At 69.2% G+C, this 25,742-nt stretch carries 26 protein-coding genes; 12 read left to right on the forward strand and 14 right to left on the reverse strand.

Features of this window, described 5'->3' with window-relative positions:
• Positions 1–10: 10 nt before the first annotated feature.
• On the forward strand, positions 11–637 hold the full coding sequence (locus ACSMFO_RS26635) for a TetR/AcrR family transcriptional regulator (RefSeq protein WP_073848545.1): 627 nt from the start codon (positions 11–13) through the stop codon (positions 635–637).
• On the opposite strand, the gene ACSMFO_RS26640 is transcribed toward ACSMFO_RS26635, so the two are convergent.
• On the reverse strand, positions 627–1,577 hold the full coding sequence (locus tag ACSMFO_RS26640; protein WP_436460916.1) for a hypothetical protein: 951 nt from the start codon (positions 1,575–1,577) through the stop codon (positions 627–629). The genes ACSMFO_RS26635 and ACSMFO_RS26640 overlap by 11 nt on opposite strands.
• 186 nt (positions 1,578–1,763) lie before the next feature.
• Between ACSMFO_RS26640 and ACSMFO_RS26645 the strand changes: the two genes are divergently transcribed.
• Positions 1,764–2,633 carry a hypothetical protein gene (locus ACSMFO_RS26645; protein ID WP_436460917.1) on the forward strand — a complete coding sequence of 290 codons (870 nt, stop codon included), beginning with the start codon at positions 1,764–1,766 and terminating at the stop codon, positions 2,631–2,633.
• On the opposite strand, the gene ACSMFO_RS26650 is transcribed toward ACSMFO_RS26645, so the two are convergent.
• Positions 2,630–3,184, reverse strand: a complete 555-nt coding sequence (locus tag ACSMFO_RS26650) for a hypothetical protein (protein ID WP_436460918.1) — start codon at positions 3,182–3,184, stop codon at positions 2,630–2,632. The two genes, ACSMFO_RS26645 and ACSMFO_RS26650, sit on opposite strands and share 4 nt — an antisense overlap.
• Positions 3,185–3,241: 57 nt before the next feature.
• Entirely contained in the window at positions 3,242–3,754 is a 513-nt protein-coding gene (locus ACSMFO_RS26655; RefSeq protein ID WP_436460919.1) for a mycothiol transferase, read from the reverse strand.
• Positions 3,755–3,853: 99 nt separating this feature from the next.
• On the opposite strand from ACSMFO_RS26655, the gene ACSMFO_RS26660 reads away from it, so the two are divergent.
• Both ACSMFO_RS26660 and recQ read left to right on the forward strand, forming a co-directional pair.
• Entirely contained in the window at positions 3,854–4,195 is a 342-nt protein-coding gene (locus ACSMFO_RS26660; protein ID WP_037344963.1) for an ArsR/SmtB family transcription factor, read from the forward strand.
• A 41-nt stretch (positions 4,196–4,236) separates the two neighbouring features.
• Positions 4,237–6,069: a DNA helicase RecQ gene (recQ, locus tag ACSMFO_RS26665; protein ID WP_436460920.1), complete on the forward strand. Its 1,833-nt coding sequence runs from the start codon at positions 4,237–4,239 to the stop codon at positions 6,067–6,069.
• Here recQ and ACSMFO_RS26670 read toward each other — a convergent pair.
• On the reverse strand, positions 6,066–6,284 hold the full coding sequence (locus tag ACSMFO_RS26670; RefSeq protein ID WP_400938862.1) for an antitoxin: 219 nt from the start codon (positions 6,282–6,284) through the stop codon (positions 6,066–6,068). The genes recQ and ACSMFO_RS26670 overlap by 4 nt on opposite strands.
• Positions 6,285–6,426: 142 nt before the next feature.
• Here ACSMFO_RS26670 and add point away from each other — a divergent pair, with 142 nt between their 5' ends.
• Positions 6,427–7,401, forward strand: coding sequence for an adenosine deaminase (add, locus tag ACSMFO_RS26675; RefSeq protein WP_436460921.1), 975 nt, complete (start codon positions 6,427–6,429; stop codon positions 7,399–7,401).
• Between the two features lie 69 nt (positions 7,402–7,470).
• On the opposite strand, the gene ACSMFO_RS26680 is transcribed toward add, so the two are convergent.
• Positions 7,471–8,895, reverse strand: coding sequence for a cellulase family glycosylhydrolase (locus tag ACSMFO_RS26680; RefSeq protein ID WP_436460922.1), 1,425 nt, complete (start codon positions 8,893–8,895; stop codon positions 7,471–7,473).
• A 274-nt stretch (positions 8,896–9,169) separates the two neighbouring features.
• Here ACSMFO_RS26680 and ACSMFO_RS26685 point away from each other — a divergent pair, with 274 nt between their 5' ends.
• Entirely contained in the window at positions 9,170–9,991 is an 822-nt protein-coding gene (locus ACSMFO_RS26685; protein WP_436460923.1) for a lytic transglycosylase domain-containing protein, read from the forward strand.
• On the opposite strand, the gene ACSMFO_RS26690 is transcribed toward ACSMFO_RS26685, so the two are convergent.
• The 3 genes from ACSMFO_RS26690 to ACSMFO_RS26700 are packed head-to-tail and all read right to left on the reverse strand — an operon-like array spanning position 9,988 to position 13,679.
• Positions 9,988–11,340, reverse strand: coding sequence for a vWA domain-containing protein (locus tag ACSMFO_RS26690; RefSeq protein ID WP_360086585.1), 1,353 nt, complete (start codon positions 11,338–11,340; stop codon positions 9,988–9,990). The genes ACSMFO_RS26685 and ACSMFO_RS26690 overlap by 4 nt on opposite strands.
• Positions 11,337–12,218, reverse strand: a complete 882-nt coding sequence (locus tag ACSMFO_RS26695) for an AAA family ATPase (RefSeq protein ID WP_005155088.1) — start codon at positions 12,216–12,218, stop codon at positions 11,337–11,339. Before ACSMFO_RS26695 ends, ACSMFO_RS26690 begins: the two co-directional genes overlap by 4 nt.
• A 21-nt stretch (positions 12,219–12,239) precedes the next feature.
• Positions 12,240–13,679: an MFS transporter gene (locus tag ACSMFO_RS26700; protein ID WP_436460924.1), complete on the reverse strand. Its 1,440-nt coding sequence runs from the start codon at positions 13,677–13,679 to the stop codon at positions 12,240–12,242.
• 62 nt (positions 13,680–13,741) lie between these two features.
• Here ACSMFO_RS26700 and ACSMFO_RS26705 point away from each other — a divergent pair, with 62 nt between their 5' ends.
• The 3 genes from ACSMFO_RS26705 to ACSMFO_RS26715 are packed head-to-tail and all read left to right on the forward strand — an operon-like array spanning position 13,742 to position 16,520.
• Entirely contained in the window at positions 13,742–14,701 is a 960-nt protein-coding gene (locus ACSMFO_RS26705; protein ID WP_436460925.1) for a helix-turn-helix transcriptional regulator, read from the forward strand.
• On the forward strand, positions 14,698–15,732 hold the full coding sequence (gene mgrA, locus ACSMFO_RS26710) for an L-glyceraldehyde 3-phosphate reductase (protein WP_037344950.1): 1,035 nt from the start codon (positions 14,698–14,700) through the stop codon (positions 15,730–15,732). Before ACSMFO_RS26705 ends, mgrA begins: the two co-directional genes overlap by 4 nt.
• A 44-nt stretch (positions 15,733–15,776) precedes the next feature.
• Positions 15,777–16,520: a class I SAM-dependent methyltransferase gene (locus tag ACSMFO_RS26715; protein WP_436460926.1), complete on the forward strand. Its 744-nt coding sequence runs from the start codon at positions 15,777–15,779 to the stop codon at positions 16,518–16,520.
• A 392-nt stretch (positions 16,521–16,912) separates the two neighbouring features.
• Here ACSMFO_RS26715 and ACSMFO_RS26720 read toward each other — a convergent pair whose 3' ends face one another.
• The 5 genes from ACSMFO_RS26720 to sigC all read right to left on the reverse strand — a co-directional run bounded on the left by ACSMFO_RS26720 (position 16,913) and on the right by sigC (position 22,602).
• Positions 16,913–17,725, reverse strand: coding sequence for an aldo/keto reductase (locus ACSMFO_RS26720; RefSeq protein WP_436460927.1), 813 nt, complete (start codon positions 17,723–17,725; stop codon positions 16,913–16,915).
• A 9-nt stretch (positions 17,726–17,734) separates the two neighbouring features.
• A complete protein-coding gene (locus ACSMFO_RS26725; RefSeq protein WP_436460928.1) occupies positions 17,735–18,976 on the reverse strand; it encodes a PucR family transcriptional regulator in 1,242 nt (413 codons plus the stop codon).
• A gap of 141 nt (positions 18,977–19,117) precedes the next feature.
• The gene (locus tag ACSMFO_RS26730) at positions 19,118–19,573 is read right to left on the reverse strand and encodes a (2Fe-2S)-binding protein (protein WP_007030011.1); all 456 of its coding nucleotides are present in this window, start codon (positions 19,571–19,573) and stop codon (positions 19,118–19,120) included.
• Positions 19,574–19,599: 26 nt separating this feature from the next.
• Positions 19,600–21,852, reverse strand: a complete 2,253-nt coding sequence (locus ACSMFO_RS26735; protein WP_436460929.1) for a molybdopterin cofactor-binding domain-containing protein — start codon at positions 21,850–21,852, stop codon at positions 19,600–19,602.
• 180 nt (positions 21,853–22,032) lie between these two features.
• Positions 22,033–22,602, reverse strand: a complete 570-nt coding sequence (gene sigC, locus ACSMFO_RS26740; RefSeq protein WP_038510505.1) for an RNA polymerase sigma factor SigC — start codon at positions 22,600–22,602, stop codon at positions 22,033–22,035.
• 58 nt (positions 22,603–22,660) lie between these two features.
• Between sigC and ACSMFO_RS26745 the strand changes: the two genes are divergently transcribed.
• The 3 genes from ACSMFO_RS26745 (at position 22,661) to ACSMFO_RS26755 (ending at position 25,198) form a co-directional block, all read left to right on the forward strand.
• Positions 22,661–23,389, forward strand: a complete 729-nt coding sequence (locus ACSMFO_RS26745; RefSeq protein ID WP_038510502.1) for a zf-HC2 domain-containing protein — start codon at positions 22,661–22,663, stop codon at positions 23,387–23,389.
• A 208-nt stretch (positions 23,390–23,597) separates the two neighbouring features.
• Positions 23,598–24,800 (forward strand): ROK family transcriptional regulator, encoded by a 1,203-nt coding sequence (locus ACSMFO_RS26750; RefSeq protein WP_037344942.1) that lies wholly within the window; start codon positions 23,598–23,600, stop codon positions 24,798–24,800.
• A 44-nt stretch (positions 24,801–24,844) separates the two neighbouring features.
• Entirely contained in the window at positions 24,845–25,198 is a 354-nt protein-coding gene (locus ACSMFO_RS26755) for a nuclear transport factor 2 family protein (RefSeq protein WP_378411785.1), read from the forward strand.
• On the opposite strand, the gene ACSMFO_RS26760 is transcribed toward ACSMFO_RS26755, so the two are convergent.
• Positions 25,195–25,701 (reverse strand): PaaI family thioesterase, encoded by a 507-nt coding sequence (locus ACSMFO_RS26760; protein ID WP_037344940.1) that lies wholly within the window; start codon positions 25,699–25,701, stop codon positions 25,195–25,197. The genes ACSMFO_RS26755 and ACSMFO_RS26760 overlap by 4 nt on opposite strands.
• Positions 25,702–25,742: the final 41 nt, after the last annotated feature.

Here is a 25,742-nt window from a genome sequence, read left to right on the forward strand (position 1 = left end):
ACCGGGAATCGTGACCGACGTGGCGGACCGCAGTGGTGACAAGACCCGCCAGGTGGACAGATTCGACCAACGGCGCGCGCAGCTGGCGATGTCGGCGCTGGTCACGTTGTCCGAACTGGGCTACGCGCGCACGAGCCTGCGGGAGATAGCGCAGAACTCCGAGTTCTCCCACGGGGTGCTGCACTACTACTTCCGCAACAAGGCCGAGCTGATCACCTACTGCGTCAAGCAGTACAAGGCCGAATGCGTCACCCGGTACGACCGGATGGTCGAGACCGCGGAGACGGCCGAAGAACTGAAGGCGGCCTTCGGTGCCGCGACCGCTGCCACGCTGTGTGAAAACGCCCGGCTGCACAGGCTCTGGTACGACCTGCGCAACCAGAGCCTGTTCGAGAAGCTGTTCCAGGCCGAGGTGCTGGCCATCGACGAGGCACTCGAACTGATGATCTGGCGGGTCGTGTCGCGGTACGCGGAACTGCTGGGCAAGCCGGCGGATTTCGCACCATCGACGACGTACGCGCTCTTCGACGGTCTGTTCCAGCAGGGCCTGCTGAAACACCTCGCCGGCCGGGAGGACGCGGCGAGGTGCCTTCAGGACTCGGTCGAGCAGGTGCTGGCTCGGCTGTTCACCACTTGATGGTCGGATACCAGATGACGCCGGTCCGGCCGAGCACCCGCAGGTCCCAGTACAGCAGCGTGAACGTGCCGGCGACCAGCAACGCGGCACCGGTCACCACGGCGATCCTGGTGGGCTTCGCGAGCATCCATCGCTGCAGCCGCCCACCCGTGCCGTGGGTGAGCACCAGGAACAACAGCGCCATCACCAGGATGTTGCCCACCGACTGCAGGGCGAACGCGGCGGCGCCGTAGAAGACGTTGTGGCTTTCCGCCGCGCTGCGGAACATCATCCGGAACAGCGGGAACGGCCTGCCGATCAGGAACCCGCCGATGAGCGCGCCCATCAGGACGAGCGGCGCGGGCGGGAACCGGCGGGTGAGACCGGCGATCGGGTTGCGGACGAGACCGACGGAAGCCAGGCCCAGCACGATGAACACGATCCCGATCACGCCGTAGACGATCATCGACTGGATGTTCCGCGGCGTGAGCCCGCCCGGCGACGAAGCGGTCGAGAACTGCGGCATCCGGGTGCCCACGAGCGCGACGATGACGCCGTACACCACGGAAACCGTCAGCATTCCGGCCGCGATCCAGCCCAGCGGCTTCAAGGTGCGGGCGAATTTGGGCCGTCCGGCGGTTCCCCCGCCGACAAGCGGGGCGACGGCACCGAAGGCGGCGATGTTGCACGCGGTGAACGTTCCGGCGAGGCCGGAAACGAAGGCGAAGAACGTTCCGGCCAGCACCCCGCCGATCGGGGTCGCCTTGGCGTCGTGTCCCAGGAGGGTGTTGGCGACGCTGTCGCCGATCACACTGTCCACAAAGGGTGCCGACCAGATCACCGTCAGCGCGAAGCCGATGAGGACGGACCAGAGGACGATGCGCCCTTTGTGTTCCGGATAGGGGCCTGAGCCCAGGAAATTCGTCTGAGGGGAAACAGGAGCGCGTTCGGTCACAGACATTCGTACCTCCAGCGGCTGTTGGCTTCCCCCTCGCTCATCGTTGTTCCGCCGTCCGGGTCGCACCACCTCCAAAGTGCCGATCTACCCTTGCTCCGACCGGCTCCGGGTAACTCCGAAAAGGTGAAAGCCGCGGAGTCTCGTGGGATCATCGGCGGACGTGTACGGCCACTGAACCTGCGGAGGGCGATGGACTTCGACGAGGTCGCGGACGAGCTCTACGCCGGCGATCCGGCCGAGTTCGTCGCGGTGCGCAACCAACGGGCGAAAGAAGCCAAGGCGGCGGGTGACGCGGCCTTGGCCGAGCGTATCCGCGCCCTGCGGAAACCGACGCTCGCCGCCACGATCGTCAATCGCCGTGCCGGCTCCCCCGAACTGGCGGAGCTGGCCAAGCTGGGCGACGAGCTCCGCAAGGCGCATTCGGCGCTGGCCGGTGAAGACCTGCGCAAACTCGCCAAGCGGCGCCAGGAGCTGGTGAACCGGATCCTGCGGGACGAACGTTCGATGAGCGAGTCCGTCAGCCGCGACGTCGAAGCCACCCTCGAAGCCGTCGTGGCCGATCCCGAGGTGGCGGCACTCGCCCTCGCCGGACGGCTGAGCAGCGGCGCGGACAGCACCGGCGACCAATGGCTGACCAGCGGTTTCACTCCGCAACCGAAGCGGAAACCCGCGCCGGAGCGCGAAAAGCCTGCCACCGTGTCGCATTTGGACGATCGACGGAAGGCCAAACGCGCGGCCGCCGAGAAGGCCGAACAGGAGCGGATCGACAAGGCCCGCGAAGAGGCCGAACGCGAACAGCAGCGGGTGGCGGAGTTCAACCGGCTCCGGCGCGAGGCCGCCGAACTCGCGAAGGCCTGCAAGCAGGCCGAGATCGATCTTTCCCGCGCCGAACGCCGGGCCGAGAAGGTCACGGAGAAGACGAACGACCTCCGACGGCGCCTCGCCGACGCCGAACTCGAGGAAGAGACGGCTAACGGCGAGACCACGTCCGCACAGACCGTCTTGGACGATCTGCGCGCCGAGGCGGCACGGATCGACAAGGCCCTCGAACAGTTCTAAGCCGGCTGCCGGTCACGAACGCGCGTGGCGGTCACCCTGCGTCCGTACGGCGTCTTGCCGCCCGGCTTGTAGACCGACAGCACGGTCATGGTCACGTACATCGTCGTGGACACGATGATCGGATAGAACCCGTCCACGCGGCGGCCCGCTTCCACGAACACACCGTCCATAGTGGACTCGGCCGCGGCCGCCAGCTCCCTGATCCCCGGCAGCAGCGAGAACACCGTCAGCCCGGCGGCGATCAGGGTCAGCACGAGTTTGATCGCGACCCACTTGTACCGGATCAGTCCCCATTTCGTGCCGACGCCGAGCACGATCCCGCTGACCAGTGCGGTCAGGCTGACCGGCAGCAGCAGGTAGCCGCCGATCTGCTCCATCATCAGGATGGCGGCGTGCTGGCGCCGCGCGTCGTCGGTGAACACGGAGGTGAAGGTCAGGACCGCGTTCACCATGGTGATCCCGAGCCAGCCGAGTGACGAAACGACATGGACGACGAGGACGAGTTTCCGCCACCGCGGGGTGAGCGGTCGCCGCACTGTGGAAGTACTCATGCGACCAGTGTTTCCGCGGACGAGGCTCTCGTCGTCCGTCGTGGAGCGGCACCTCGGCTACGTATCGCGGAGTACGAGCCCGCGGACGTACGCCGCCTGCCCGGCGTGCTGGAGATCGTCGGACAGCACGCTGACCAGGCGAACCCCGAGGCTGACGGGCGGGTCCCACGCCTCGTCGACGATACGGTCGAGGTCGGCCTCACCGAGTCCGGCGACCCAGGCCGCCGTCGCCTCGTGCACCGCGTCGTAGTATCCGGTCAGCAGGTCGGCGGAGCCGGCACGGACCGCCTCGACGTCCTCGGGGCGATGCCCGTACCCGATGTCCGACGCCGGGAAGGGCAATCCGAAGCGGCCGACCCAGTCCTGCGCGGTCCAGAGCTGCTCGGTGCCCATCAGATCGGCGACGTGATCGTCCTGCACCCGGGCCAGGTGCCAGACCAGCCACGCGATCGTGTTCGCGCCCGGTGCCGGGCTCGCGATCAGCTGATCGGCGCTCAGGCCCTCGACGGCGGCGTGCACTACCTCCTGGACGCGGCCGAACCCGTCGGCCACCACTTCGGCCAGTTTCATCGATTCCCCTTCCGGCGTCTCCGGCCCACGATGCCACCGCGAGGTGACCCCGGCCTTACAACCTTGACTTATATAAGCCCAGGCCGTGATAGTTGCCGGATGCACGCGTTCGACGTCCTCGGGGATCCGGTACGCCGCCGGATCCTGGAACTGCTGGCGGGCGGGGAACAGAGTTCCGGCGACGTGACCACCGTGGTCCGCGCCGAGTTCGGGATCTCGCAGCCCGCGGTCTCCCAGCATCTGCGCGTCCTGCGCGAGAACGGCTTCACCACGGTCCGTGCCGAGGGCGCGCGACGACTGTATTCGGTCGATCCGGGCCCGCTCAAGGAGATCGACGGCTGGCTGGAGCAGTACCGGCGATTCTGGGCCGGACCGCTCGACGCGCTCGCCACCGAGATCGCCCGAGGCCGCCGGGAACGCCGCAAGGCAGCCGAAGACTAGGCGCGCGGGGACTGTCGGACCCCGCCCCTAGAATCGTCCGGGTGGCAGCCCCCGACATCGGTACCTCGGAAGCCCTCGAAACGCTGAACCGCGTCTTCGGCTACGACGACTTCCGCGGCGACCAGCACGCCATCGTCGAACACGTCATCGCAGGCGGTGACGCGCTCGTCCTCATGCCCACCGGCGGCGGGAAGTCGCTGTGCTACCAGATCCCCGCCCTGGTGCGGCCGGGTGTCGGCGTGGTGATCTCACCGCTGATCGCGTTGATGCAGGACCAGGTCGACGCGCTGCGCAACCTCGGCGTGCGCGCGGGGTTCCTGAACTCGACGCAGGATTACGCCGAGCGGAACCGGGTCGAGGCCGCGTTCCTCTCCGGCGAGCTGGACCTGCTGTACCTGGCACCGGAGCGGCTTTCGGTCGAATCGACGGTCCGGCTGCTCGACCGCGGCAAGATCTCGCTGTTCGCGATCGACGAGGCGCACTGCGTCTCCCAGTGGGGTCACGACTTCCGCCCCGACTACCTGATGCTGTCCGCGGTGCACGAGCGCTGGCCGGACGTGCCGCGGATCGCGCTCACCGCCACCGCCACGAAGGCGACGCACGCCGAGATCGCGTCCCGGCTCAACCTGGAGGACGCGCGGCATTTCGTCGCGAGCTTCGACCGGCCGAACATCCAGTACCGCATCGTCGGCAAGGACTCGCCGCAGCGGCAGTTGCTGGAGCTGTTGCGCACCGAGCACAAGGGCGACGCGGGGATCGTCTACTGCCTGTCCCGGAACTCGGTCGAGAAGACCGCGGACTTCCTGGTGGAGAACGGGATCCCGGCGGTGCCCTATCACGCCGGCCTCGACGCGCGCACCCGCGCGAAGCATCAGTCGCGGTTCCTGCGCGAAGACGGGCTGATCGTCGTCGCGACGATCGCCTTCGGCATGGGCATCGACAAGCCGGACGTCCGGTTCGTCGCGCATCTGGACCTGCCGAAGTCCGTCGAGGGCTACTACCAGGAGACCGGCCGCGCGGGCCGCGACGGGCTGCCGTCGACGGCGTGGCTGGCGTACGGCCTCCAGGACGTCGTCCAGCAGCGCAAGATGATCGACACCTCGGAGGGATCCGACGCGCACAAACGGCAGCTGAGCGCGCACCTCAACGCGATGCTGGCGCTGTGCGAGACGGTCGAATGCCGCCGTGTGCAGGTGCTGAGCTACTTCGGGCAGCGGAGCGAGCCCTGCGGCAACTGCGACACCTGCCTGGCGCCGCCGGAGACCTGGGACGGCACCATCCCGGCGCAGAAGCTCCTCTCGACCATCGTCCGGCTGCAGAACGAGCGGCGGCAGAAGTTCGGCGCCGGGCAGATCATCGACATCCTGCTCGGCAAATCGACCCCGAAGGTGACCCAGCACCGGCACGACTCGTTGAAGGTCTTCGGGATCGGCACGGAGCTGAAGGAGCCGGAGTGGCGGGCCGTCGTGCGGCAGCTCCTGGCGCAGGGGCTCGCGGCGGTGGAGGGCGACTACGGCTCGCTGGTGCTGACCGAGGGCAGCGCGGAGGTACTGAACGGGACGAGGAAGGTCCAGCTGCGGCGCGAGCCGGAGCGGGCGGCGAAGGCCGCGGCCCGGTCGAGCGCGAAGAAGGCCGCGGCCGCCGACATGCCCGCCGAGGCGGCGCCGGTGTTCGAACTGCTGCGGTCGTGGCGGGCCGCGGCGGCGAAGGAGCAGGGAGTGCCCGCGTACGTGATCTTCCACGACGCGACCCTGCGCCAGATCGCCACCAAACGGCCGGCCACGCTGCAGGAGCTGGGCACGGTCAGCGGCGTCGGCGAGAACAAGCTCGCGAAGTACGGCGAGCAGATCCTCGAGACGCTCGCCGAGGCTTAGGGCTGGTAGGGACGACCCGGCGGCCGCCCGGTCATCCCGTCGACCTTGCGCACCGCGCCGTCGATCTGGCTGTGGTACTTGCCCTTGGTCTTGTGGTCGACGAAGGTCGCGGCCTTGTTCACGGCCTTGGAGACCTTCTCGGGGTTCTTCCGCACGTACGCGCGCACGGCCGTGGCGGTGCCGGCCAGGGCGGTCAACTTCCGCAGTAGAGCCACGGTGGTCCCTTTCGTCGGGGTCGTCTGGTTGTCCTGCTCAACGACCGGTGATGGCTCCTGGGTTCCCCGCGGCGAGCCGAATCACTCATTCCGCCGGAAAACGGGGCGCGCGCCGACGGTCACGACCACTAAATTCGTGCTCATGCGGGATCTTTCGCTGCTGCCCAAGGCCCATCTGCACGTCCACCTCGAAAGCACCATCCGGCCGGACACGCTCCGTGACATCGGCGAGGCGAACGGCATCGCCGTCCCCGTGGAACAACCCGTGTTCGACGGATTCCGCGCGTTCGGTGACTACAACGGGCTGATCCGGTCCTGCCTGCGGAGACCGGAGGACTTCGAACGGGTGGCCCGCGAATTCTGCGAGGACCAGGTCGCGGACGGCGTCCGCTACGCCGAGGTCACCTTCACGGCGGCTTCGCACGGCGAACGGCTGGGCGAGCCGGACATGCCGCTGGAGTCCGTCCTCAAAGGACTGTCGGCGGGCGCCGCCGAACACGGGCTCCACTGGCGGGTGATCCTGGACCATTCGCGCCGCCGTCCGGTCGAACGTGCCCGGCTCACCCTCGATCTCGCCCGCCGGTACGCCCCGGACGGGGTGTTCGCGATCGGGCTCGCCGGCGAGGAGAAGTACCCGCTCGCGCCGTTCGCCGGGATCTGCGACGAGGCCGAGGAGGCGGGCCTGCACCTGATCCACCACGCCGGGGAGGACGCCGGCCCGGCCAGCATCCGCGAGGCGTTGGATGTCGGGCACAGCGAACGGATCGGCCACGGCATCCGGATCCTGGAGGATCTCGCGCTGGTCGCCGAAGTGCGGGAACGCGGAATCGCGCTGGAGGTCTGCCCCTCGTCGAACGTGACGCTCGGGCTCGTGCCGTCGTTCGAGGAGCACCCGCTCGCCCGGCTGGTCGACGCCGGGCTCGTGGTCACCCTCAGCACCGACGTCCCGTCGATCACCGGAACGACGCTGACCGACGAGTTCCTGCGCACCCGGGAGGCGTTCGCCTACCACGATCACGCGCTCGCCGGACTCGCCCGCGCTTCCGTCGACGCGTCCTTCGCGCCCGCCGACCTCAAGCGCTCCCTCCACGCGGAGATCGACGCCTGGCTCGCCTGACGCAATTAGTCCTCTGGATGCGGTACTTGCGCGTGCAAGTACCGCATCCAGAGGACGAAACGCGAGGGGTCAGCCGGTCGGGAAGTCGTCCGGCGTGCGGATGCGGTCCCGCACCCAGACACCGGCGGGCTTCAGCATCGAAGTGCCGGTGAAGGAGTTCCCGGCGCAGGTTCCGGTCTTGAACACGGCACCGGAGCGGAAGTCGTCGGAGAAGTTCCAGTTCGTCCAGCCGATCTTCTTGGCTGCCAGCAGATCCAGGTACTTCTGCGAGTACGTGAAGTCGTTCCCGCCGTCACCCGTGTAGGTCTGGGTGCCGAATTCCGTGACGAAGATCGGGAGCTTGTCGGCCGTCCGCGCCAGCGCGTCGTAGTGCTCGTCCTGATGCGACGCCGCGTAGAAGTGGAACGTGTACATGATGTTGGTCGCGTTCACCGGGTTGTCCAGGATGTCGTTCTCGTCGCGGCCGTCGGAGATGCCGAAGGTCGACCAACCGTGCGTACCGAGGAAGACGACGCTGTCCGGGTCCTGGGCGCGGATCACCGGGATGACCTCCTCGGCGTAACTCTTCACGTCCGCCCAGCTGACGCCGTTGGGCTCGTTCGCGACGTCGTAGATGATGTTGACTTTGTCCTTGTGCCGCTGGGCGATCTCGGCGAAGAACGTCTTGGCGAGCTCGGTGTTCTCGTTCGGGTCGCCCGGGTCGAGCTGGTGCCAGTCGACGAGGACGTACATCCCGCGTTTCGTCGCCTCTTCGATGTAGTTGTGCATCATGTCGGTGAACTTGCGTGGGTTGCTCTCGTAGCCGTCGTCCTGGATGTACATGGCGACACGCAGGATGTCGGCCTTCCAGTCGTTGGCGAGCGCGTCCAGCGAGGCGGTCTTCACGCACTGGCTGTACCACTGGATCCCGTGCGTGCTCATCCCCCGAAGCTGGATGGGCTTGCCGTACTGGTTGCACAGTTTGACGCCGCAGACGTGGAGCTTTCCGTTGATGGACACCGGTGTCCCGGTGTTCGAACCGCCGCCGCCTTCGACCGACAGCGAGTCCGCGTTGGGACCGCCGTTCGACGTGACGGCGGTGGTGCGGATCTTGTTGCTGCCCGCGGCGAGGTTCACCGTGGTGGTGACAGTCCGCCAGGTCGTCCACGCGCCGGTGCCGGCGAACCCGAGGTCGTCGACGGCGAGGGAACCGTTGACGGTGATGTCGAGCGGGCGGTTCGCGGTGGTGCCGTTGGCGTAGCGGAAGGTCAGCGTGTGCTGCCCCGCCTGCGCCGCGTTGACCGTGTACTCGACGTAGCCACCGGTGACGTTGTCGAAGTTGACGAAGCCGGATCCGGTGAAGCCGGTGTGATTGGCTTCGACCGCGCCGCGCGAGATCGTCGCGTCCTCGGACTCGTAGCGGACGGGAGCCGCGGAAGCGGCCTGGGCGGAGATCGGGACCGAGGCGGCCGCGAGCACCGTGACCAGCGCCGCCCGCCATCTTGGGCGTACCACTTTGTGCCTCCTTCAGAAGCATCGTTGCGTTCCGTGAAGCAGGGGCGCGGCGAGCCCTCGTTAAGAAACCTTCCTAACGCGGACCAGTCTCACCATTCGGGTGAAGCGCTGTCAACAGGGCAAACGGGGCGATCGCACCCCGCAGTTGGTCCTCTACTTGCGGTAGTTGCACGCGCAAGGACCGCACTCAGAGGACGGAATGCGGGTCGTGGCCCGCATCACCCGGACGGCGGGCCACACAAGTTCTCCACATTCGTCACGTACCGTGGAACCGGTGACCGCTTCGTCCCCTTCGACCCTGGACCTGATGGACCAGTGGCAGCAGCCGCCACCGAAACGTGGCCCCCGTGGCTGCGTGATGCTCGCGCTCCTGGTCGTTGGCGCCTTGGTCGCCGGTGCCGTCTGGGTCGTGATCAGCCTCAACGACCGTGAGCCGGTGCCGGTCAAGCCGGAGTTCGTGGTCCCCTCGCTCAAGCCCGCCCCGCGTTCGGCCATCCCCGGCGACGCCGGACCGCTGCCCGCGGAGCCCGCGAAGGACGCCTGGATCGCGAAGGTGTCGGAGAACACGGACATCCCCTCGCGCACGCTGCGGGCGTACGTGAACGCGGCCGAGAAGACCGCGAAGACCACTCCGCGTTGCGAGATCACCTGGGCGACCATCGCCGGGATCGGGCGCACCGAGTCCCAGCACGCCCGGCACGACGGTTCCCGCGCCGGTGAGGACGGCATCGTGACGCCGCCGATCATCGGCATCCCGCTCGACGGCTCCCCCGGTGTGCTGGCGGTCGTCGACACCGACAAGGGCGCGCTCGACGGCGACCCGAAATGGGACCGCGCGGTCGGGCCGATGCAGTTCCTGCCCGCCACCTGGAAGCGGTACGGCGTCCGCGCGAGCGGTGACGGCGCCGCGCCGAACCCGCAGAACATCGACGACGCGGCGCTGACGACCGCGCGGTACATGTGCGCGCGGGGTGGCGACCTCGGCGATCCCTCCGGCTGGTGGACCGCGGTGCTGACCTACAACAACTCCACCCAGTACGGGCAGGAAGTGTTCAGCAACGCCGACGCGTACGGGAAAGCCGCGCTGAAGCCTTAAGCGGGCAACAGCCGCGTGACCAGCCGGGTCAGCTGGTGCACGTTCCGGCATTCGTACATCTCGACGACCTCCGCGTACGCGTGCGCCTCGGAGTCTCCGGTGGACCACAGCGCGGTCCGCTCGGGGTTGAGCCAGTACGTATGCCTTGCCGCGGAAGCGATCCCGCGGACCGCGTCGAGGTTCGGGTCGCCGCCGTTGGTCCTCGCGTCACCGAGGATGAGCATGGACGTCCTGGGGCCCACCGCGTCGGAGTAGCGCTCGACGAACTCGCCGAGCGCGTGCCCGTAGTCGCTGTGCCCGTCCCAGCGGGTCAGTTCCGCGTCGGCGAGGATGCGCGCGCCGAGGTCTTCGGGATCGGCGGCGCCGGTGTCGACGAGGTGGGTGATCTCGTCGCAGGCGTCGATGAACGCGAACACCCGCACCTTGCTGAACTGATCACGCAGGGCCTGCACCAGCAGCATGGTGAAGTTCGCGAAGCCCGCCACCGAGCCCGACATGTCGCACAGCAGCACGATTTCGGGCCTTCCCGGCCGGTGCCGCCGGTACGACGGCCGCATCGGGACGCCGCCGGTGGACAGCGAACGCCGCAGTGTCCGCCGCAGGTCGATGTGCCCGCGCGCGTGCCGCCGTCGCCGCGCGGCCAGCCGGGTGGCGAGCTTGCGTGACAACGGCTGCACGACCCGGCGGAGTTCGGCGAGTTGCGCCCGGCTGGCGAGCAGGAAGTCGACGCGGTCGGCGGCGGGCGGCACCGCGTGCCGCGAAACCCGTTCCCTGCCACGGACTTCCGCTACGCGCCGTCGTGCCTCGGTCCGCACGAGACCGCGGAAACCCTCGACGCGGCGCCGGACGTCGTCGCGGTCCAGCCGGTCGGTGAAATCCTCCGACGGCGAACCGGCGCGGATCGCTTCGAGCACGCGGACCACGAGGGTCTGCGGCTGGAGCCGTTCCAACGTCTGGTGCGCCGACCAGCCGCCGCTGCCCGCCGTGCCGCCGTACTCCCCCAGCATGTCGACGGCGAGCCCGGCCAGCTGCGTCAGTTCCGGCTGGTCGTTCGCCGCGAGCGCCGTGGCGAGCCGGTCGCGCAGCGCGGCCAGGTCGTCGACGGGGTCCTGCGACGGCGCGCCGACGCCGAGCGGGAAGTAGATGTCGAAGGTCGCGTCGAACACCGCGCGCTGGCCGCCGCGCCGGACGAGCGCCGCCGCGAGCCCTTCCCGCATCTGCTCGCGGGAGTCGAGGCCCAGCACTTCCAGTGCCGCGGCGGCGTCGACCGTCTCGCTGGGCCCCGCCGGGATTCCGTGTTCCCGCAACGCTTCCACGAATTCGACGAGCCTGCCCGGCACGCCGCTCACGAGTCGAGGACCTTGCCGAGTTCCAGCCGCGCGTCCGCCTTCACGACGTCGTCCTGGTGTTTGAGGATGACGCCGAGGCTCGCGCGGACGACGTCCTCGCCGAGGCTGTCCGCGCCGAGCGCCAGCAGGGTCCGCGCCCAGTCGATGGTCTCGGCGACCGACGGCGCCTTCCTCAGCTCCATCGCCCGCAACGCGGTGATCACCTTGACCACGGACGCGGCGAGCGCGTCGTCGACGCCCGGCACCTTGAGCCGCACGATGCGCTGCTCCAGCGCCGCGTCGGGGAAGTCGATGTGCAGGAACAGGCACCGGCGCCGCAACGCCTCCGAAAGCTCCCGCGTCGCGTTGGAGGTCAGCACCACGAACGGTTTGCGCCCGGCGGTGATGGTGCCGAGTTCCGGGACGGTGATCTGGAAGTCGCCGAGCACCTCCAGCAGCAGTCCCTCGATCTCGACGTCGGCCTTGTCGGTCTCGTCGATGAGCAGGACGGTCGGCTCGTCGCCTTTGATCGCCGTCAGCAGCGGCCTGGCCAGCAGGAACTCTTCACCGAAGATGTCGTTGCGGGCTTCGTCCCACGTCTCGTCCTTGCCGGCGGTGATCCGGAGAAGCTGCTTCGCGTGGTTCCACTCGTACAGCGCGCGGGACTCGTCGACGCCTTCGTAGCACTGCAACCGCACGAGCCGGGAGCCGCTCGCCTGCGCGACCGCCTTCGCCAGCTCGGTCTTGCCGACCCCCGCGGGGCCCTCGATCAGCAACGGCTTGCCGAGGGCGTCCGCGAGGAACACCGTGGTGGCGACGGCCGCGGAGGCCAGGTAGCCGGTGTCGGCGAGCTTCGCCGTCACGTCTTCGACGGAAGTGAAGTACCCGGTCCCAGCCACGCGGCCTCCCAGCTCGATCGCCTACCCGGCCGACTCTACGTCGCGGATCCGCTTCGGCAGCAGGAACCCGACCGCGAAGGTGAGCATCACCATCACCGCGACCACCCAGAACGTCCGCTGGGCGGCGGCGGTCGGGTCGGCGGTCCCCGCGTCGAAGAACACCGTGCCCAGCAGCGCGAGCCCCAGCGCGCCGCCGACCTGCTGGAGCGACGTCAGCGCGCCCGACGCCGATCCGGCCTCGGCCGGCTCCACCCCGGACAGGGCGATCTCGAAGTACGGCCCCATGATCAGCCCGGAGCCGATCCCGACCACCAGCAACGCGGGCGCGATCTGCCACGGGCCGGTCTCCGGGCCGAGGAGCAGCAGCAACGCGACCACCCCGGCGGTCATGATCAGCGCGCCGGTGTGCAGCACCTTGCGCCCGTGCTTGCGCACCGCCTGCACCAGGCCCATCCCGACGATCATCCCCAGCGACATCGGCACCCCGGTCAGCCCGGCCTTGAGCGGCGAGAAACCGAGCCCGAGCTGCAGATACAGCGTGAACACCAGACCGAAGCCGGAGAACGCCGCGAAGTAGATCGTCCCGGTCGCCATCCCGGCGAGGAAGCTGCGCTTGCGGAACAGGCTCGGCTCGACCAGCGGGTCGCCGCCGCGGCGGCTCTTGCGCTTCTCGAACCACGCGAACACGCCGAACACCACGACCGCGGCGGCCATCATCGCGAACGTCCACAACGGCCAGCCGTACTCACGCCCCTGCACCAGCGGGAAGACGATCAGCAGCGCGCCGGTCGTCGCGAGCAGCGCACCGGGGATGTCGAGGGTGAGCGAACCGCCGGGACGGGACTCGGGAAGGAACTTGATCGCGGCGAGTACCGCCAGCGCGCCGATCGGCAGGTTGATCAGGAAGATCATCCGCCAGCCGGTGCCGAAGAGATCGGCGTCGACCAGCCAGCCCGCGAGGATCGGGCCGCCGACCGCGGCGAGCCCCATCACCGGGCCGAACATGCCGAACGCGGACTGGAGTTCCTTGCCCGCGAACATCTCCTTCATCATGCCGAGGCCCTGCGGCACCATCGCGGCACCGAAGAGGCCCTGCACCACCCGTGCGGTGATGATCATCTCGGGGTTCACCGCGACCGCGCAGAACAGCGAGCCGACGACGAAGCCGATCGCGCCGATCAGGAACATGCGCTTGCGGCCGAAGATGTCGCCGAGCCGTCCGCCGGTGAGCAGACCGGACACCATCGCGAGGGTGTAGGCCACGCCGAGCCACTGGATCATCGCCGTGCCGCCGCCGAGCGACGCCCGCATGACCGGTCCGGCGATGCTCGTGACCGTCATGTCGAGCAGTTCCATCACCGAGCCGGTCAGGATCACGAACAGTGCGGGCCAGCGCCAGCGGTAGGACTTCTCCACGTTTTCCGTGGTCACACCGCTCGGGGTGTCCAGTGTCATCGTCATGGGAACAACGCTAAAGTCAATTCCGGCCACTTTCTGACCGGAATGCGAGCGAACCTGGATTCATGGCGAACACGAGTGCGCGGATGCTGCGGTTGCTCTCCCTTCTGCAGACACACCGCTTCTGGTCGGGGATCGAGCTGAGCGACAGGCTCGAGGTGAGCGAACGGACGCTGCGGCGCGACGTCGAACGGCTCCGCGAGCTGGGCTATCCGGTCAACGCGAGCCGCGGCGTCGCGGGCGGCTACCAGCTGAGGTCGGGCACGGTCATGCCGCCGCTGCTGCTGGACGACGAGGAGGCCGTGGCGATCGCGGTCGGCCTCCGCACGGCGGCGAGCGGTTCGGTGGAGGGCATCGAGGAGACATCGGTCCGGGCGTTGACGAAGGTCGTCCAGGTGATGCCGCCCCGGCTGCGCAGACGGGTCGACGCGCTCCAGGCGTACACGACTCCGGCGGCCGTCACGGGCCCTCGCGTCAACGCCGCCAGCCTGACGGTGATCGCGCAGGCGTGCCGGGACGACGAACGGCTGAAGTTCGACTACGCGGCACGCGGCGGCGAGGAGTCCGCGCGGCTGGTCGAGCCGCACCGGCTCGTCTCACTCGGACGGCGCTGGTACCTGGTGGCGTGGGACCTCGATCGGGTGGACTGGCGCACCTTCCGCGTCGACAGGCTCAGCGAGCCGCGCACCACCGGCGCCCGTTACCGGCCGCGCGAGATCCCCGGCGGGGACGCGGTCAAATTCGTCGAGGCCCAGATCAAGGCCAGGCCGACCACCCACACGCTGGTCGTCCGGGTCGAAGCGCCGAAGGACCACGTCGAATCGGCGGTGCGGTACCTCGGCGGCGCGCTCGAAGCGATCGACGAGACGTCCTGCCGTCTGACGATGAACGTCGACACCTTCGACTGGCCCGTGCTGATCCTCGCCGCCATCGGCGCGCCTTTCGAGGTCGAGAGCCCCTCGGCGTTCAAAGACCACCTCGCGTCCGTCGCCGCCCTCTTCACGACGGCTAGCATCGGGCCGTGAGCACCTATGTCGCGGCCGAGGGCCGATACGAGAGCATCCCCTACCGCCGCACCGGGCGCAGCGGCCTGAAGCTGCCCGCGATCTCGCTGGGCCTGTGGCACAACTTCGGGAACGACAAACCGCTGGGCACACAGCGGGACATCGCGCGGCGCGCGTTCGACCTGGGCATCACCCATTTCGACCTCGCCAACAACTACGGCCCGCCCTACGGCTCGGCGGAGGAGAACTTCGGCAGGCTGCTGGCGTCGGACTTCAAGCCGTACCGGGACGAACTGGTCATCTCGACCAAGGCGGGCTACGACATGTGGCCCGGCCCGTACGGCGAATGGGGCTCGCGCAAATACCTGCTGTCCTCTTTGGACCAATCGCTCGGCCGGATGGGCCTGGACTACGTCGACATCTTCTATTCGCACCGCTTCGACCCCGAGACGCCGCTCGAAGAGACGGTCGGCGCGCTCGACACCGCCGTCCGGTCCGGACGCGCGCTGTACGTCGGCATCTCGTCGTACTCGTCGGAGAAGACCGCCGAGGCCGCCCGGCTCCTGCGCGAACTGGGCACCCCGCTGCTGATCCACCAGCCGTCGTATTCGATGTTCAACCGCTGGCTCGAAGGCGACAAGCTGCTCGACACGCTCGAAACCGAAGGCGCGGGCTGCATCGCGTTCTCGCCGCTGGCGCAAGGACTGCTGACCAGCCGCTACCTCGACGGCGTTCCCGAGAATTCCCGTGCGGCACAAGGGAAGTCGCTCAACCCGGACACGATCACCGAGAGCACCCTCGGCAAGATCCGGGCGCTGAACGAGATCGCTCAGCGGCGCGGTCAGACGCTGGCGCAGCTCGCGCTCGCGTGGGGTCTGCGCGACCCGCGGATGACGTCGGTGCTGATCGGCGCGAGCAGCGTCGCCCAGCTGGAGGACAACGTCGGCGCGCTGAAGAACCTGCACTTCACGAACGAGGAGCTGGCCGAGATCGACCGCTACGCCACCGAGGCCGACATCAACCTCTGGAAGCGCTCGACCGACGCGGGCTAGCTAATCGCGTTGCCCCACCGGGCCGGGGAGCCGAGACTGCGGGAATGACTTTCGAAGATCAGCTCGCCGAAGGAGAAGCCGTCCCGGTCGAAGGCTGGGATTTCTCGTGGTTCGAAGGCCGGGCCACCGAGGAACGGCCGCCGTGGGGCTACTCGCGGTTGCTCGGCGAGCGGATGGCGGCGGCCGCCGCCGGGCTGGACCTGCAGACCGGCGGCGGCGAGGTGCTCGCGGGCATCCCGAAGCCGCCGCCGGTCCTCGCCGCCACCGAAGGCTGGCCGCCGAACGTCGAGGTGGCGCGGAAGACTCTCGCGCCCCTCGGCGGACAGGTGGTCGAGGCCGAGTACGACGCGCCGCTGCCCTTCCCCGACGAGTCCTTCGATCTGGTGAGCAGCCGTCATCCGATCGCGAATCCGTGGCGGGAGATCGCCCGCGTACTGCGTCCGGGCGGCACGTTCCTGTCGCAGCAGATCGGCGCCGGCACCGTGCGGGAACTGAAGGAGTTCTTCCTCGGCCCGCAGGACTACGGCGACTGGACGCCCGACGTGCTGCGCGTCGAGGCCGAAGCCGTCGGGCTCCGGGTGGAGCGGCTCGAACCGGCGAAACTGCGGATGGAGTTCTTCGACCTCGCCGCGGTCGTCCACTTCCTCCGGAAGGTGATCTGGATCGTGCCGGGGTTCGAGGTCGGGAAGTACCGCGACGAACTCGCGGAACTCCACCGGCTGATCGAGACCGACGGGAAGTTCGTCGCGCACTCGCGGCGGGTGCTCGTGGAGGCCGTCAAGCCTTAGTCCGGTTGGTCCCAGGTCCGGTCCGTGAAGGACTCCTTGATCGCCACACGCGCCCACCTGGACCGGCAGTCACACCTCGCCAGGTACATGAAGGCCCCCTTCCTTGCGCCTGGCGCAAGGAAGGGGGCCTTCATGTACTTCAGGCACCGTGCCGGTCCAACCTCGTGGGCGGTTAAGCCGGTTCTCTTGCGGGGTAAGGCAAATCGGGCGTGTCGCGAAAGCCACTTTCGCGACGCTCAGTGTCCCGAAAGTGGCTTTCGCGACAGAGGCGGCCCACATCGGCTGGTAGTGAAGGGCCCCTTCCCCACCTTCAGGGTAGGTAAGGAGGCCTTCACGGACCGGTGAGCGCGGCGCCCCGAACGCCACGTTTGTCTCCCCCCCCCCCCAACCCCTCACGAGGACAAACGCTCCAGGTGCTCGTCGGTCAGCTTGACCTCCGCGGCGGCGAAGTTCTCTTCCAGGTGCGGGATCTTCGCCGTGCCGGGGATCGGCAGGATCACCGGCGACCGCGCGAGCAGCCACGCGAGCCCGACCTGCGCCGTGGTCACTCCGAGCTCCGAAGCGACGGCCGTGAGCGCGGCGCCGCCGGAAGACGCGGCGCCGAGCACCGGACGCCAAGGCAGGAAAGCGATCCCGGCCTCCTCGCACGCTTCCAGAACCGCTTCGTGGGAGCGGTCGAGCAGGCTGTAGCGGTTCTGCACGCTCGCGATGTCCACGATCTCCCGCGCCCGCGCGAGTTCGTCCACGGTGATCTCCGACAGCCCGATCCGGCCGATCTTGCCCGCGTCACGCAGCTCCCGCAGCGCGCCGAGCTGGTCGGCCAGCGGGGTCTCCGGGTCGATGCGGTGCAGTTGCAGCAGCTCGATCCGTTCGACGCGCAACCGCTTCAATCCCGCGTCCACCTGCGCGCGCAGGGATTCCGGCCGCCCGTCGTACTTCCAGTCGTCCCCGGTCCGCACGACGCCGACCTTCGTGGTGACCACCAGGTCGTCCGGATACGGGTGAAGCGCCTCGGCGAGCAGTTCCTCGTTCGCTCCGCCACCGTAGAGGTGCGCGGTGTCGATCAGCGTGATGCCGAGTTCGACCGCGCGCCGGGCGACGGCGATCGCGTTCTCGCGCGCGGGTCCGGCGTCGGCGGGCAGATGCATGGCGCCGAAGCCGAGGCGGCGTACGGGCAGGTCTCCGCCGATGGCGAACTCGTTCATGGAACGAACCTAGCGCAGCGGGTCCCGCGGCGAGGGCAGATGCGAAGTGTCCGGGAACATGTGGAGCGCGCGCAGGGCCGCGCCGAGTTCGGCGATATCGGCCGGGTCGGTCAGCGAACGGCCGAGCTCTTCGGAGATCCGCTTCAGCCGGTGCCGGATCGTGTTGGGGTGACAGAACATCCGCTCCGACGTCAGTTTCGTGGAGCCCTGGCATTCGAACCACGCCCGCAACGTCAGCAGCAGCACGTTCCGGTCGTCGCCGGGCAGGTCGAGGATCGGCCGGAGCACGTGGTGCGCGAGCTGGACCGACGCCTCCGGCGAGCTGGCGACGAGGCCGGCGAGCGGGGATTCGTTGAACTGCACCATTCCCGTCGTCCCCGGCAGCATGCTGGAGAGCGCGACCCGTGCGAGATGCAGGGCGCGGGAGGTGTTCCCGAGACCGGTGAACACCGGGCTGACACCGATCCGGCCGGTCTGGTTCTCCCGCAGCAGCCCGATGATCACCTGGGACGCCACCGGATCCCGCATCGAGACCACGCCGACCTGCAGGTCGGGAGTGAGCCGCCAGGCGGACGCGTGCTGCCGTTCGCGCAGCCGGTTTTCTATCTGTGGCAACGGTTCGTGCCCGACGCGCGGGGTCTCCGCCGCGACGACCACGTAGGTCCCGTCGAGCGAGAGTTCCAGCACGCGCGCGATGTCCCACAGCGTGCCTTCGGTGGCCGCGCCGCCGGCGAACAGCGCCTCGACCAACGCGGAGCGCCTGCTTTGGTGCGCCACCATGACTTCGGCGGTGGTGTCGCGGTAGGTCGTCGTCAGCGCCTCGGCGTAGTCGTCGATCAGCGCCCAGATCGCCGACGTCGCGGCGACGAGACCGCGGAGATCCTGATGCCCGCCCGAAGCGGTCAGTTCGACGAACCGGTTCCACACCTCGGTGAGCCCGATCCGGTAGGCCCGCAGGAGTTCCGGCAGCGGCGCGCCCTGCAGCGCCCGCGCGCGCCCGGTCGCCCGCGCCTGCGCGAGGTCGGGTTCCTCGGTACCGCGCAGGGTCCGCATGACGAACTCGAGGTTGTTCCGCACCGACGTCCGCAGTTCGGCGAGGGTGACGAACCGCGCGTCGCGGTACACCGGCATTTCGGCGCGGATCTGCTCGACGGTGGCGTCGATGAGTCCGGGCAGCTGCTTTTCGACTTCGACCGCCAGTTCGGCGACGATGACGGCCGAGCCTTCGCGGAGCACAGTTTCGTAGTGCATGGACGTCCTCCGGGGCAGGGACTCCTCGTCGAGTCCCTGGGGCCGTCATCTAACACGACTTGCCCGGCGGTGGCCTGTCGAAAGCACAGAGCCTCCGCCGGTGCGGCGGGAAATCGGGATTCCCGCCGCACCGGCGGGATTTCACATCTTCGCGGCCGCGCTCTTGATGGCTTCGCGGATCCGGAAGTAGGTGCCGCACCGGCAGACGTTCTGGATCGCGTCGATCTCGGCGTCCGTCGGGTTCTTCGTCTTCTTCAGCAGCGCCACCGCGGCCATGATCTGCCCCGGCTGGCAGTAGCCGCACTGCGCGACGTCCTGCTCCAGCCAGGCCTCCTGCACCGGGTGCAGGTCCTCACCGTCGGCGAGGCCTTCGATCGTGGTGACCTCCTTGCCCGAGCAGTCGGACACCGGCGTCACGCACGGGTTGAACGCCTCGCCGTCGAGGTGGCTGGTGCAGGCCTTGCAGACGTTGATCCCACAGCCGTACTTCGGGCCGCGGACGCCGAGCTTGTCGCGCAGCGCCCACAGCATGGGCAGATCCGCGGGCGCGTCGACGGTGACGGTCTTCCCGTTCACCGTGAAGGTGTAGTTGGGCATCGGAACTCCTTGGCGGGGAAGGAAAGTCAGCGGGGGAACGGGTCGAAGTCGATCGGGAAGTCGATCGGGAAGCTGCGCGGTTTGATCCCGGTCGCCCGCGCGTAGGCGTTCCCGATCGCGCCGACCGGCGCGGGCACGCCGAGCTCCCCGGCACCGCCGATCTCGCCCGTCTCCGGCATGACGAACACCTTGACGTCCATCGGCGAGTTCTTCTGCCGCGCGTAGTGGAACTGCGAGTAGCTGCCCTCCAGCGGCAGCCCCTTGTCGATGTGCAGGCCCGCGGTCAGCGTGGTGGAGATGCCGTCGGTCAGGCCGCCGAGCATCTGCGCCTCGATCCCGCGCGGGTTGATCGGCTTGCCGACGTCGACCGCGATGGTCGCCTTGGTGACACGCGGCTTCTTCGGGTCGCGGGCGTCCATTTCGACGAGGCACGCGGTGTACGACTTGTACTCGCCGTGCACGGCGACACCCTGCGCGAAACCCTTGGGCATCTTCTTGCCCCACTCGCCGAGTTCCGCGACCTTGTCCAGCACGGCGCGCTGCCGGTCGTTCTTGATGAACTCGCGCCGGAACTCCACCGGGTCCTTGCCGAGCTTCGCGGCGATCTCGTCGACCATGATCTCTTCGGCGCCGCGCGTGCTGGCCGAGTACACCGACCGCCAGGCACCGGTGTGGAAGTCCACGGGCACCTCGTTGAGCAGCTGCGTGGTGACGCCGAAGTTGTACGGCGACTTGACCGTCAGCAGGAACACCGTCTGCGCGAAGCTCAGGTTGCCGCCGACCGGGAGTTCGGCGGCGAAGGCGGTCAGGACCTCGCCGAGCCCGTGGCTCCAGTCGGTCTCCACGCTGGCGACGCGGTGTTCGAAGGTGAGCACCTGGCCGAGGGCGAAGGTCGCCCGGATCTTGTGGTGGCTCGCGGCGCGGGCTCGGCCGTGACGCATGTCGTCGATGCGGCTCCACATCAGCCGCACCGGCCGCTTGAACGCCTTGGAGGCACGCGCGGCCTCGATGGCGCCGTCGGAGAACAGCCGCCGTCCGAACGAGCCACCCGCCTGCTGGACGTGCACGACGACCTTGTTCTCGGGCAGCCCGAGTTCCTGCGCGATGTTCTGCTTCGCGAGGATCGGCACCTTCATCCCGGACCAGATGGTCGCGCCGTCTTCGCGGACGTCGGCGACCGCCGAGTTGGTCTCCAGCGGGGCGTGGCTGGCGAAGGCGAAGTCGAACTCGCCGTCGACGTACTGGGTCAGCAGCGGCGGCACGACGAACGGGAGCGCCGCGGCCTGCAGCTTCTTCTTGATCGTCGCGTTGTTCTCCCCGTCGACGGTGCCGCCGTTCCAGCTGACGTCGAGGGCGTTCTTGCCGTCCAGCGCCTGGCCGAAGGTCTCGGCCATCACCGCGACACCGGTTTTGATGACCGCGATGTCGATGATGCCCGGCATCGCGCGGACGGCGGCCTCGTTGTTGACCTTCGCGACCGTGCCGTTGATCGTCGGCGGGCGGCGGACCATCACCGGCTTCGCGCCGGGGATGTCCAGGTCGAGGGTGTACTTCAGCTGCCCGGTGACCATCGCGCGGGCGTCCTTGCGCGATTGCGGCGTGCCGATCAGCTTGTGCGCGGACTCCGCCTTCGGGGTCGCGGTGAGCTTGCCGAGGTCGGCGCGGGCGGCGGGCTTGGCCAGTGCGCCGTAGTCCGCGCGGCGGCCGTCGGGGGCGATCACCGCACCGTCCCTTGTGGACAGCCGGTCCGCCTTGGCGCCCCACTGCCGAGCGGCGGTCGCGACCAGGCGGGCGCGGGCGGCGGCCGCCGCGGTGCGCACCGGTGTGTAGAGCGAGCGCATCGTGTTGGAGCCGCCGGTCAGCTGGTTGAACAGCAGTTCCGAGCGGGCGTCGGAGAGCACGACGTCGACCTGGTCGAGCGGGAGGTCCATTTCTTCGGCGACCAGCATCGCGTTCGCCGTGGTGATGCCCTGGCCGACTTCGGTCCGCGGCAGTTCGAGCCGGACCCGGCCGTCTTCGCGGACTTCGAGGACCAGCAGGTTCGCGGTCGGGGCGTTCGACAGGATCAGCACGTCGCCGAGGTCGAGGATCTCGGCCGGACCCGGCGGGGTGGGGATGACGGCTTCGGCCTCTTCGGGCGCGACGGTGTCGATGCCGATCTTCGTGGCGATCGTGAGGGTGGGCGCGGCGACGAGGAAGGTCAGGAACCTGCGGCGGCCGAGGCCTCCGGGGTCCGGAGCCTCGCTGCCGTGGCCCTCAGCGGTGGTGGGACTGGCCATCGGGAAGATCCCTTCGAGAGCGCGCGGAGCAGGCGGGGACCCTCGCGCGGCCTGGGGTTGGATGGCGACACGCTAGGCATCGGCATTCGGCCTAGTCAACGCGGAGTAGTCACCTCGCCCCATCTGTGTGACGAGGTGACAGCGGAAGGGCTCAAATGTGTGACGCGCCACAGGCGGGCGTCAGATGGAGTCGCGCTCCCGGCCCGCTTCGAGCAGGTCTTCGCGGGCGCGCGCGACGCGCGAACGCACGGTGCCGACCGGGCAGCCGCAGATCTCGGCGGCCTCGGCGTAGGAGAGGCCCAGCACCTGGGTGAGGACGAGGACCTCGCGCCGCTCCGGGTCGAGCCCGTCGAGCAGCATCCGCAGTTCCACCAGGTCTTCGAACCCGGCGACCCCCTCGGCCTGGCGGGCGCCGCGACGTTCGGCGGTGGCCTCCCAGTCGACGTCGGCGAGCTTCGGGCGCGCCGAAGCCGCCCGGATACGGTCGACGACCACCCGGCGCGCGATCGACAGGAGCCAGGTCCGCGAGGACGACCGGCCGGCGAACCGGCGCAGGCTGCCGAACGCGCGGAGGTACGTCTCCTGGGTGAGATCGTCGGCGGCGGCGACGTCGGCGAGATGCGCGACGAAACGCCAGACGTCCGCCTGGGTGGCACGCACCCAGTCTTCGAGCGCCCGCCGGTCGCCGCGGGCGGCGGCGAGAGCGAGCTCGGTCACCCGCTCGTCGTCGTGGTTGCGCGCCCCGGCCATACGAGAAACGTAGCAGCGTCCCGGGAACCGGGGCAGGCCCGCGCCCGACAAGTGAGACGTGAAGTGCGAGACCTGCCGCGAGGCCCTGTCGGCCCGGCTCGACGGCGAAACCGAACCCGCCCCGCCCGAGGTGGTCGACCGGCATGTGGCCGGCTGCGCCGCCTGCCGGTCGTGGCTCTCGCGCGCCGAACGGCTGCACCGGACACTGCTGCTGCGGCCGGCGCCCCCGGTCCCGGACCTCACCGCCGTCATCCTCGAACGCACCCCCGCCCCGCCGAGCGAGGGCTGGCCGGCCAGGATCGCGCTCGCCTTGGTCGCGATCGCGCAGCTCGGCCTCGCCTTCGCCCAGTTGCTGGGCGTCGAAGACCACACCGCGGGACACGGCACGGAATCCCTGATCGGGCACCTTTCCCACGAAAGCAGCGCGTGGAACCTCGCCGTCGGCGTCGGGCTCGGCTGGGCGGCCTTCCGCACGAAGGCGGCGTCCGGGCAGCTGCCCGCGCTGACCGGTTTCGTCGCGCTCCTGCTGGCGTTGTCGGCGGGCGACCTCGTCACCGGTCAGGTGACCGCCGGACGCGTGCTCACGCACGGGTTGGTCGTCGCCGGACTGCTGTTGCTGTACGTGGTGAACCGGCAGCACCGGCTCCGCAACCGCCCCAGCCCGGCGACGACGGCCGACCATCCGGGTTCCCACAGCGCGGAAACCGGCCACGAGACCGGTGAAGCCCCCGAACGACCCCGGCAGCACAGGGGATTCCGGCGGCCGGCGAGCCGTCACGTCGCCTGACGCCATCTGGTCTAGACCATTACCGGTCACTGGGAGCACGCGCCCGGATACCGGGTGAATCGCGGTTTTTCGCGCGCGGCGTGCGCGATTCGCGGCGCGGGCACGTTTATCGTCGCCTGGGACCACCGAATGTAAACCTTCTTGCCCATTTCGGGCCGGAGGCGGATAACTTTGGTGGAACACCTTGGTTCGACAGGAGGCGAAGCTCGTGGTTGGCGCAGAAAACCCACCCGTCGGCACCCCCGCCGGGATGCGGAAGATCAATCAGCGCGCCGTGCTGGACCTCCTGCGCCGCAGCGGCCCGGCGACGCGGCCCCAAGTCGCCAAGGACACCGGACTCTCGAAACCCACGGTGAGCCAAGCGTTACTGGCCCTCGAAGCGGCCGGTCTCGCCAGGGCGACCGGGCACACCTCGACCGGCACCGGCCGGTCCGCCGTCCTCTACGAAGCGGATCCCACGGCGGGTTACGTCCTCGGTGTCGACATCGGACGCGAGCATCTCCGCGTCGCCGTCTCGGATCTCGGCCACACCGTGGTCGCCCGCCGTGACGAGCGGAACACTTCGCGTTCGGGCACCGCGCTCGTCAGCGCGGTCGGCGCCCTCGCGGCGGCGACGGTGCGCGAAGCGGGACTGTCGCAGGCGGACATCGTCGTGCGGGTCCTCGGCTCCCCCGGCGTCGCCGACCCGGACAAACGCTGCTTCCGGCACGCGCCGAACCTGCCCGGCTGGGGCAAGGCGGGCCTGCTCGACGAACTCGAAGGCGTCCTCGGCCCGGACCTCATGGTCGAGAACGACGCGAACCTCACCGCCGTCGGCGAATGGGAACGCGGTGCCGCGCGCGGCGCGTCCGTGTTCGGCTGCATCACCATCGGCACCGGCGTCGGGATGGGCGTGATGGTGAACGGTCAGGTCTTCCGGGGCGCGACGGGCGCGGCGGGCGAGATCGGTTACCTGCCCTACGGCCAGTCGCACGCGGCGAGTGAGGGCGAGGACGCCCCGCCGGTCCGCGGCCACCTCGAAGAGGCGACGGCGGCGCAGTCCGTCGTCCGCGGCGCGCGGGAACTCGGCCTCGGCACGGCGAAATCGGCCCGCGAGGTCTTCCGGCTGGCCCGCGACGGCGACGAACTCGCCCTGCGTGCCGTCGAGGCGGAGGCCGACAGGCTCGCGTACACCGTGGCGTCGGTGGCGGCGGTGATCGACCCCGAACTGATCGTGCTCGGCGGCGGCATCGGCACCGCGGCCGATCTGCTGCTCGACCCGATCGACCGCGCCCTGCGCTCGTTCACTCCCCTGGTCCCCTCGGTCGTCCAGGGCGAACTGGGCGACGACGGCGTGCTGACCGGTGCGATCAGCGTCGGGTTGCGCGCCGCCGAGGGCCTGGTCTTCGAACGCAAAGTGGGCGCGGCCTGAGGCATTACCTCCGCGGTAATCGACAGCGGGTGCACGCTGTTCCTATGACCACAGCCAAGAAGATCGTCCTCGACTGCTTCGAGAACATGTTCGTGCACAAGGACTTCGTCGCCGCGGGCGCGAACGTGCACCCGGATTTCGTCACCCACAGCCCGGGTTTTCCCTCCGGCCGTGACGCTTTCGTCGAAGCCATGCGGAATTCACCGATGGCGGACGCGGACGTCGCGGTGAAACGCGTGATCGCCGACGACGAGCACGTCGTCGTCCACCTGCACGTCGTCCGGCCGGGTGAGGAACCCGGGGCCGCCGTCGTCGACATCGTCCGCGTGGCGGACGGGCTCATCGTGGAACACTGGGACGTCAAGCAGCCGGTACCGCCCGGCGCCGAAATGTTCTAGGGCTTGATGATCAGACAGGTGCTCGACGCCGTCGCGAGCACCTTGCCCTGACCGTCGCGGATGTCGCCCTCGGCGAACGCGACGCGTGAACCGGCCTTCACGATCCAGCCGTGCGCGCGGATCTCGCCCACCGAACCGGAAATCGCGCGCAGGTAGTTCACCTTCAGCTCCACCGAGGTGTAGCCGACGCCGGCGGGCAGGGTCGAGTGCACCGCGCACGCCACCGCCGAATCCAGCAGGGTCGCCGCGACGCCGCCGTGCACGGTGCCGATCGGGTTGTAGAGCGACTCGTCCGGCGTCGCGGCGATCACGACGTCACCCTCGGCCACACTCACCCAGCGCATGCCGAAATGCGCCGAGATCGGCGCGGGCGGGATCCGGCCCTCGGCGATGCCGGTCAGGTATTCGAGCCCGGACAGTTCCCGGCCGAGCCGGGCGGTGGGCAGCGGATCCTGCCAGGTCACGGTCTTCTGCCTGGTCTGTCCGGTGACGTCGATGGTCATGGCTGCCTCCTAAGACGATCGTCCTAGACTTTCCTAAGACG

It is taken from the genome of Amycolatopsis sp. w19 (assembly GCF_051373225.1).
In the GTDB taxonomy this organism is placed as follows: Bacteria; Actinomycetota; Actinomycetes; order Mycobacteriales; family Pseudonocardiaceae; genus Amycolatopsis; species Amycolatopsis japonica.

Bases quoted from the DNA above. Each gene is read 5' to 3' on its own strand.
- ACSMFO_RS26735 (WP_436460929.1), bottom strand. From the start codon at position 21,852: ATGGCCAGTCCCACCACCGCTGAGGGCCACGGCAGCGAGGCTCCGGAC.
- add (WP_436460921.1), top strand. From the start codon at position 6,427: ATGCGGGATCTTTCGCTGCTGCCCAAGGCCCATCTGCACGTCCACCTC.
- ACSMFO_RS26725 (WP_436460928.1), bottom strand. From the start codon at position 18,976: ATGCACTACGAAACTGTGCTCCGCGAAGGCTCGGCCGTCATCGTCGCC.
- ACSMFO_RS26655 (WP_436460919.1), bottom strand. From the start codon at position 3,754: ATGAAACTGGCCGAAGTGGTGGCCGACGGGTTCGGCCGCGTCCAGGAG.
- sigC (WP_038510505.1), bottom strand. From the start codon at position 22,602: ATGGCCGGGGCGCGCAACCACGACGACGAGCGGGTGACCGAGCTCGCT.
- ACSMFO_RS26645 (WP_436460917.1), top strand. From the start codon at position 1,764: ATGGACTTCGACGAGGTCGCGGACGAGCTCTACGCCGGCGATCCGGCC.
- ACSMFO_RS26730 (WP_007030011.1), bottom strand. From the start codon at position 19,573: ATGCCCAACTACACCTTCACGGTGAACGGGAAGACCGTCACCGTCGAC.
- ACSMFO_RS26755 (WP_378411785.1), top strand. From the start codon at position 24,845: ATGACCACAGCCAAGAAGATCGTCCTCGACTGCTTCGAGAACATGTTC.
- ACSMFO_RS26640 (WP_436460916.1), bottom strand. From the start codon at position 1,577: ATGTCTGTGACCGAACGCGCTCCTGTTTCCCCTCAGACGAATTTCCTG.
- ACSMFO_RS26650 (WP_436460918.1), bottom strand. From the start codon at position 3,184: ATGAGTACTTCCACAGTGCGGCGACCGCTCACCCCGCGGTGGCGGAAA.
- ACSMFO_RS26705 (WP_436460925.1), top strand. From the start codon at position 13,742: ATGGCGAACACGAGTGCGCGGATGCTGCGGTTGCTCTCCCTTCTGCAG.
- ACSMFO_RS26700 (WP_436460924.1), bottom strand. From the start codon at position 13,679: ATGACGATGACACTGGACACCCCGAGCGGTGTGACCACGGAAAACGTG.
- ACSMFO_RS26760 (WP_037344940.1), bottom strand. From the start codon at position 25,701: ATGACCATCGACGTCACCGGACAGACCAGGCAGAAGACCGTGACCTGG.
- ACSMFO_RS26715 (WP_436460926.1), top strand. From the start codon at position 15,777: ATGACTTTCGAAGATCAGCTCGCCGAAGGAGAAGCCGTCCCGGTCGAA.
- ACSMFO_RS26660 (WP_037344963.1), top strand. From the start codon at position 3,854: ATGCACGCGTTCGACGTCCTCGGGGATCCGGTACGCCGCCGGATCCTG.
- ACSMFO_RS26720 (WP_436460927.1), bottom strand. From the start codon at position 17,725: ATGAACGAGTTCGCCATCGGCGGAGACCTGCCCGTACGCCGCCTCGGC.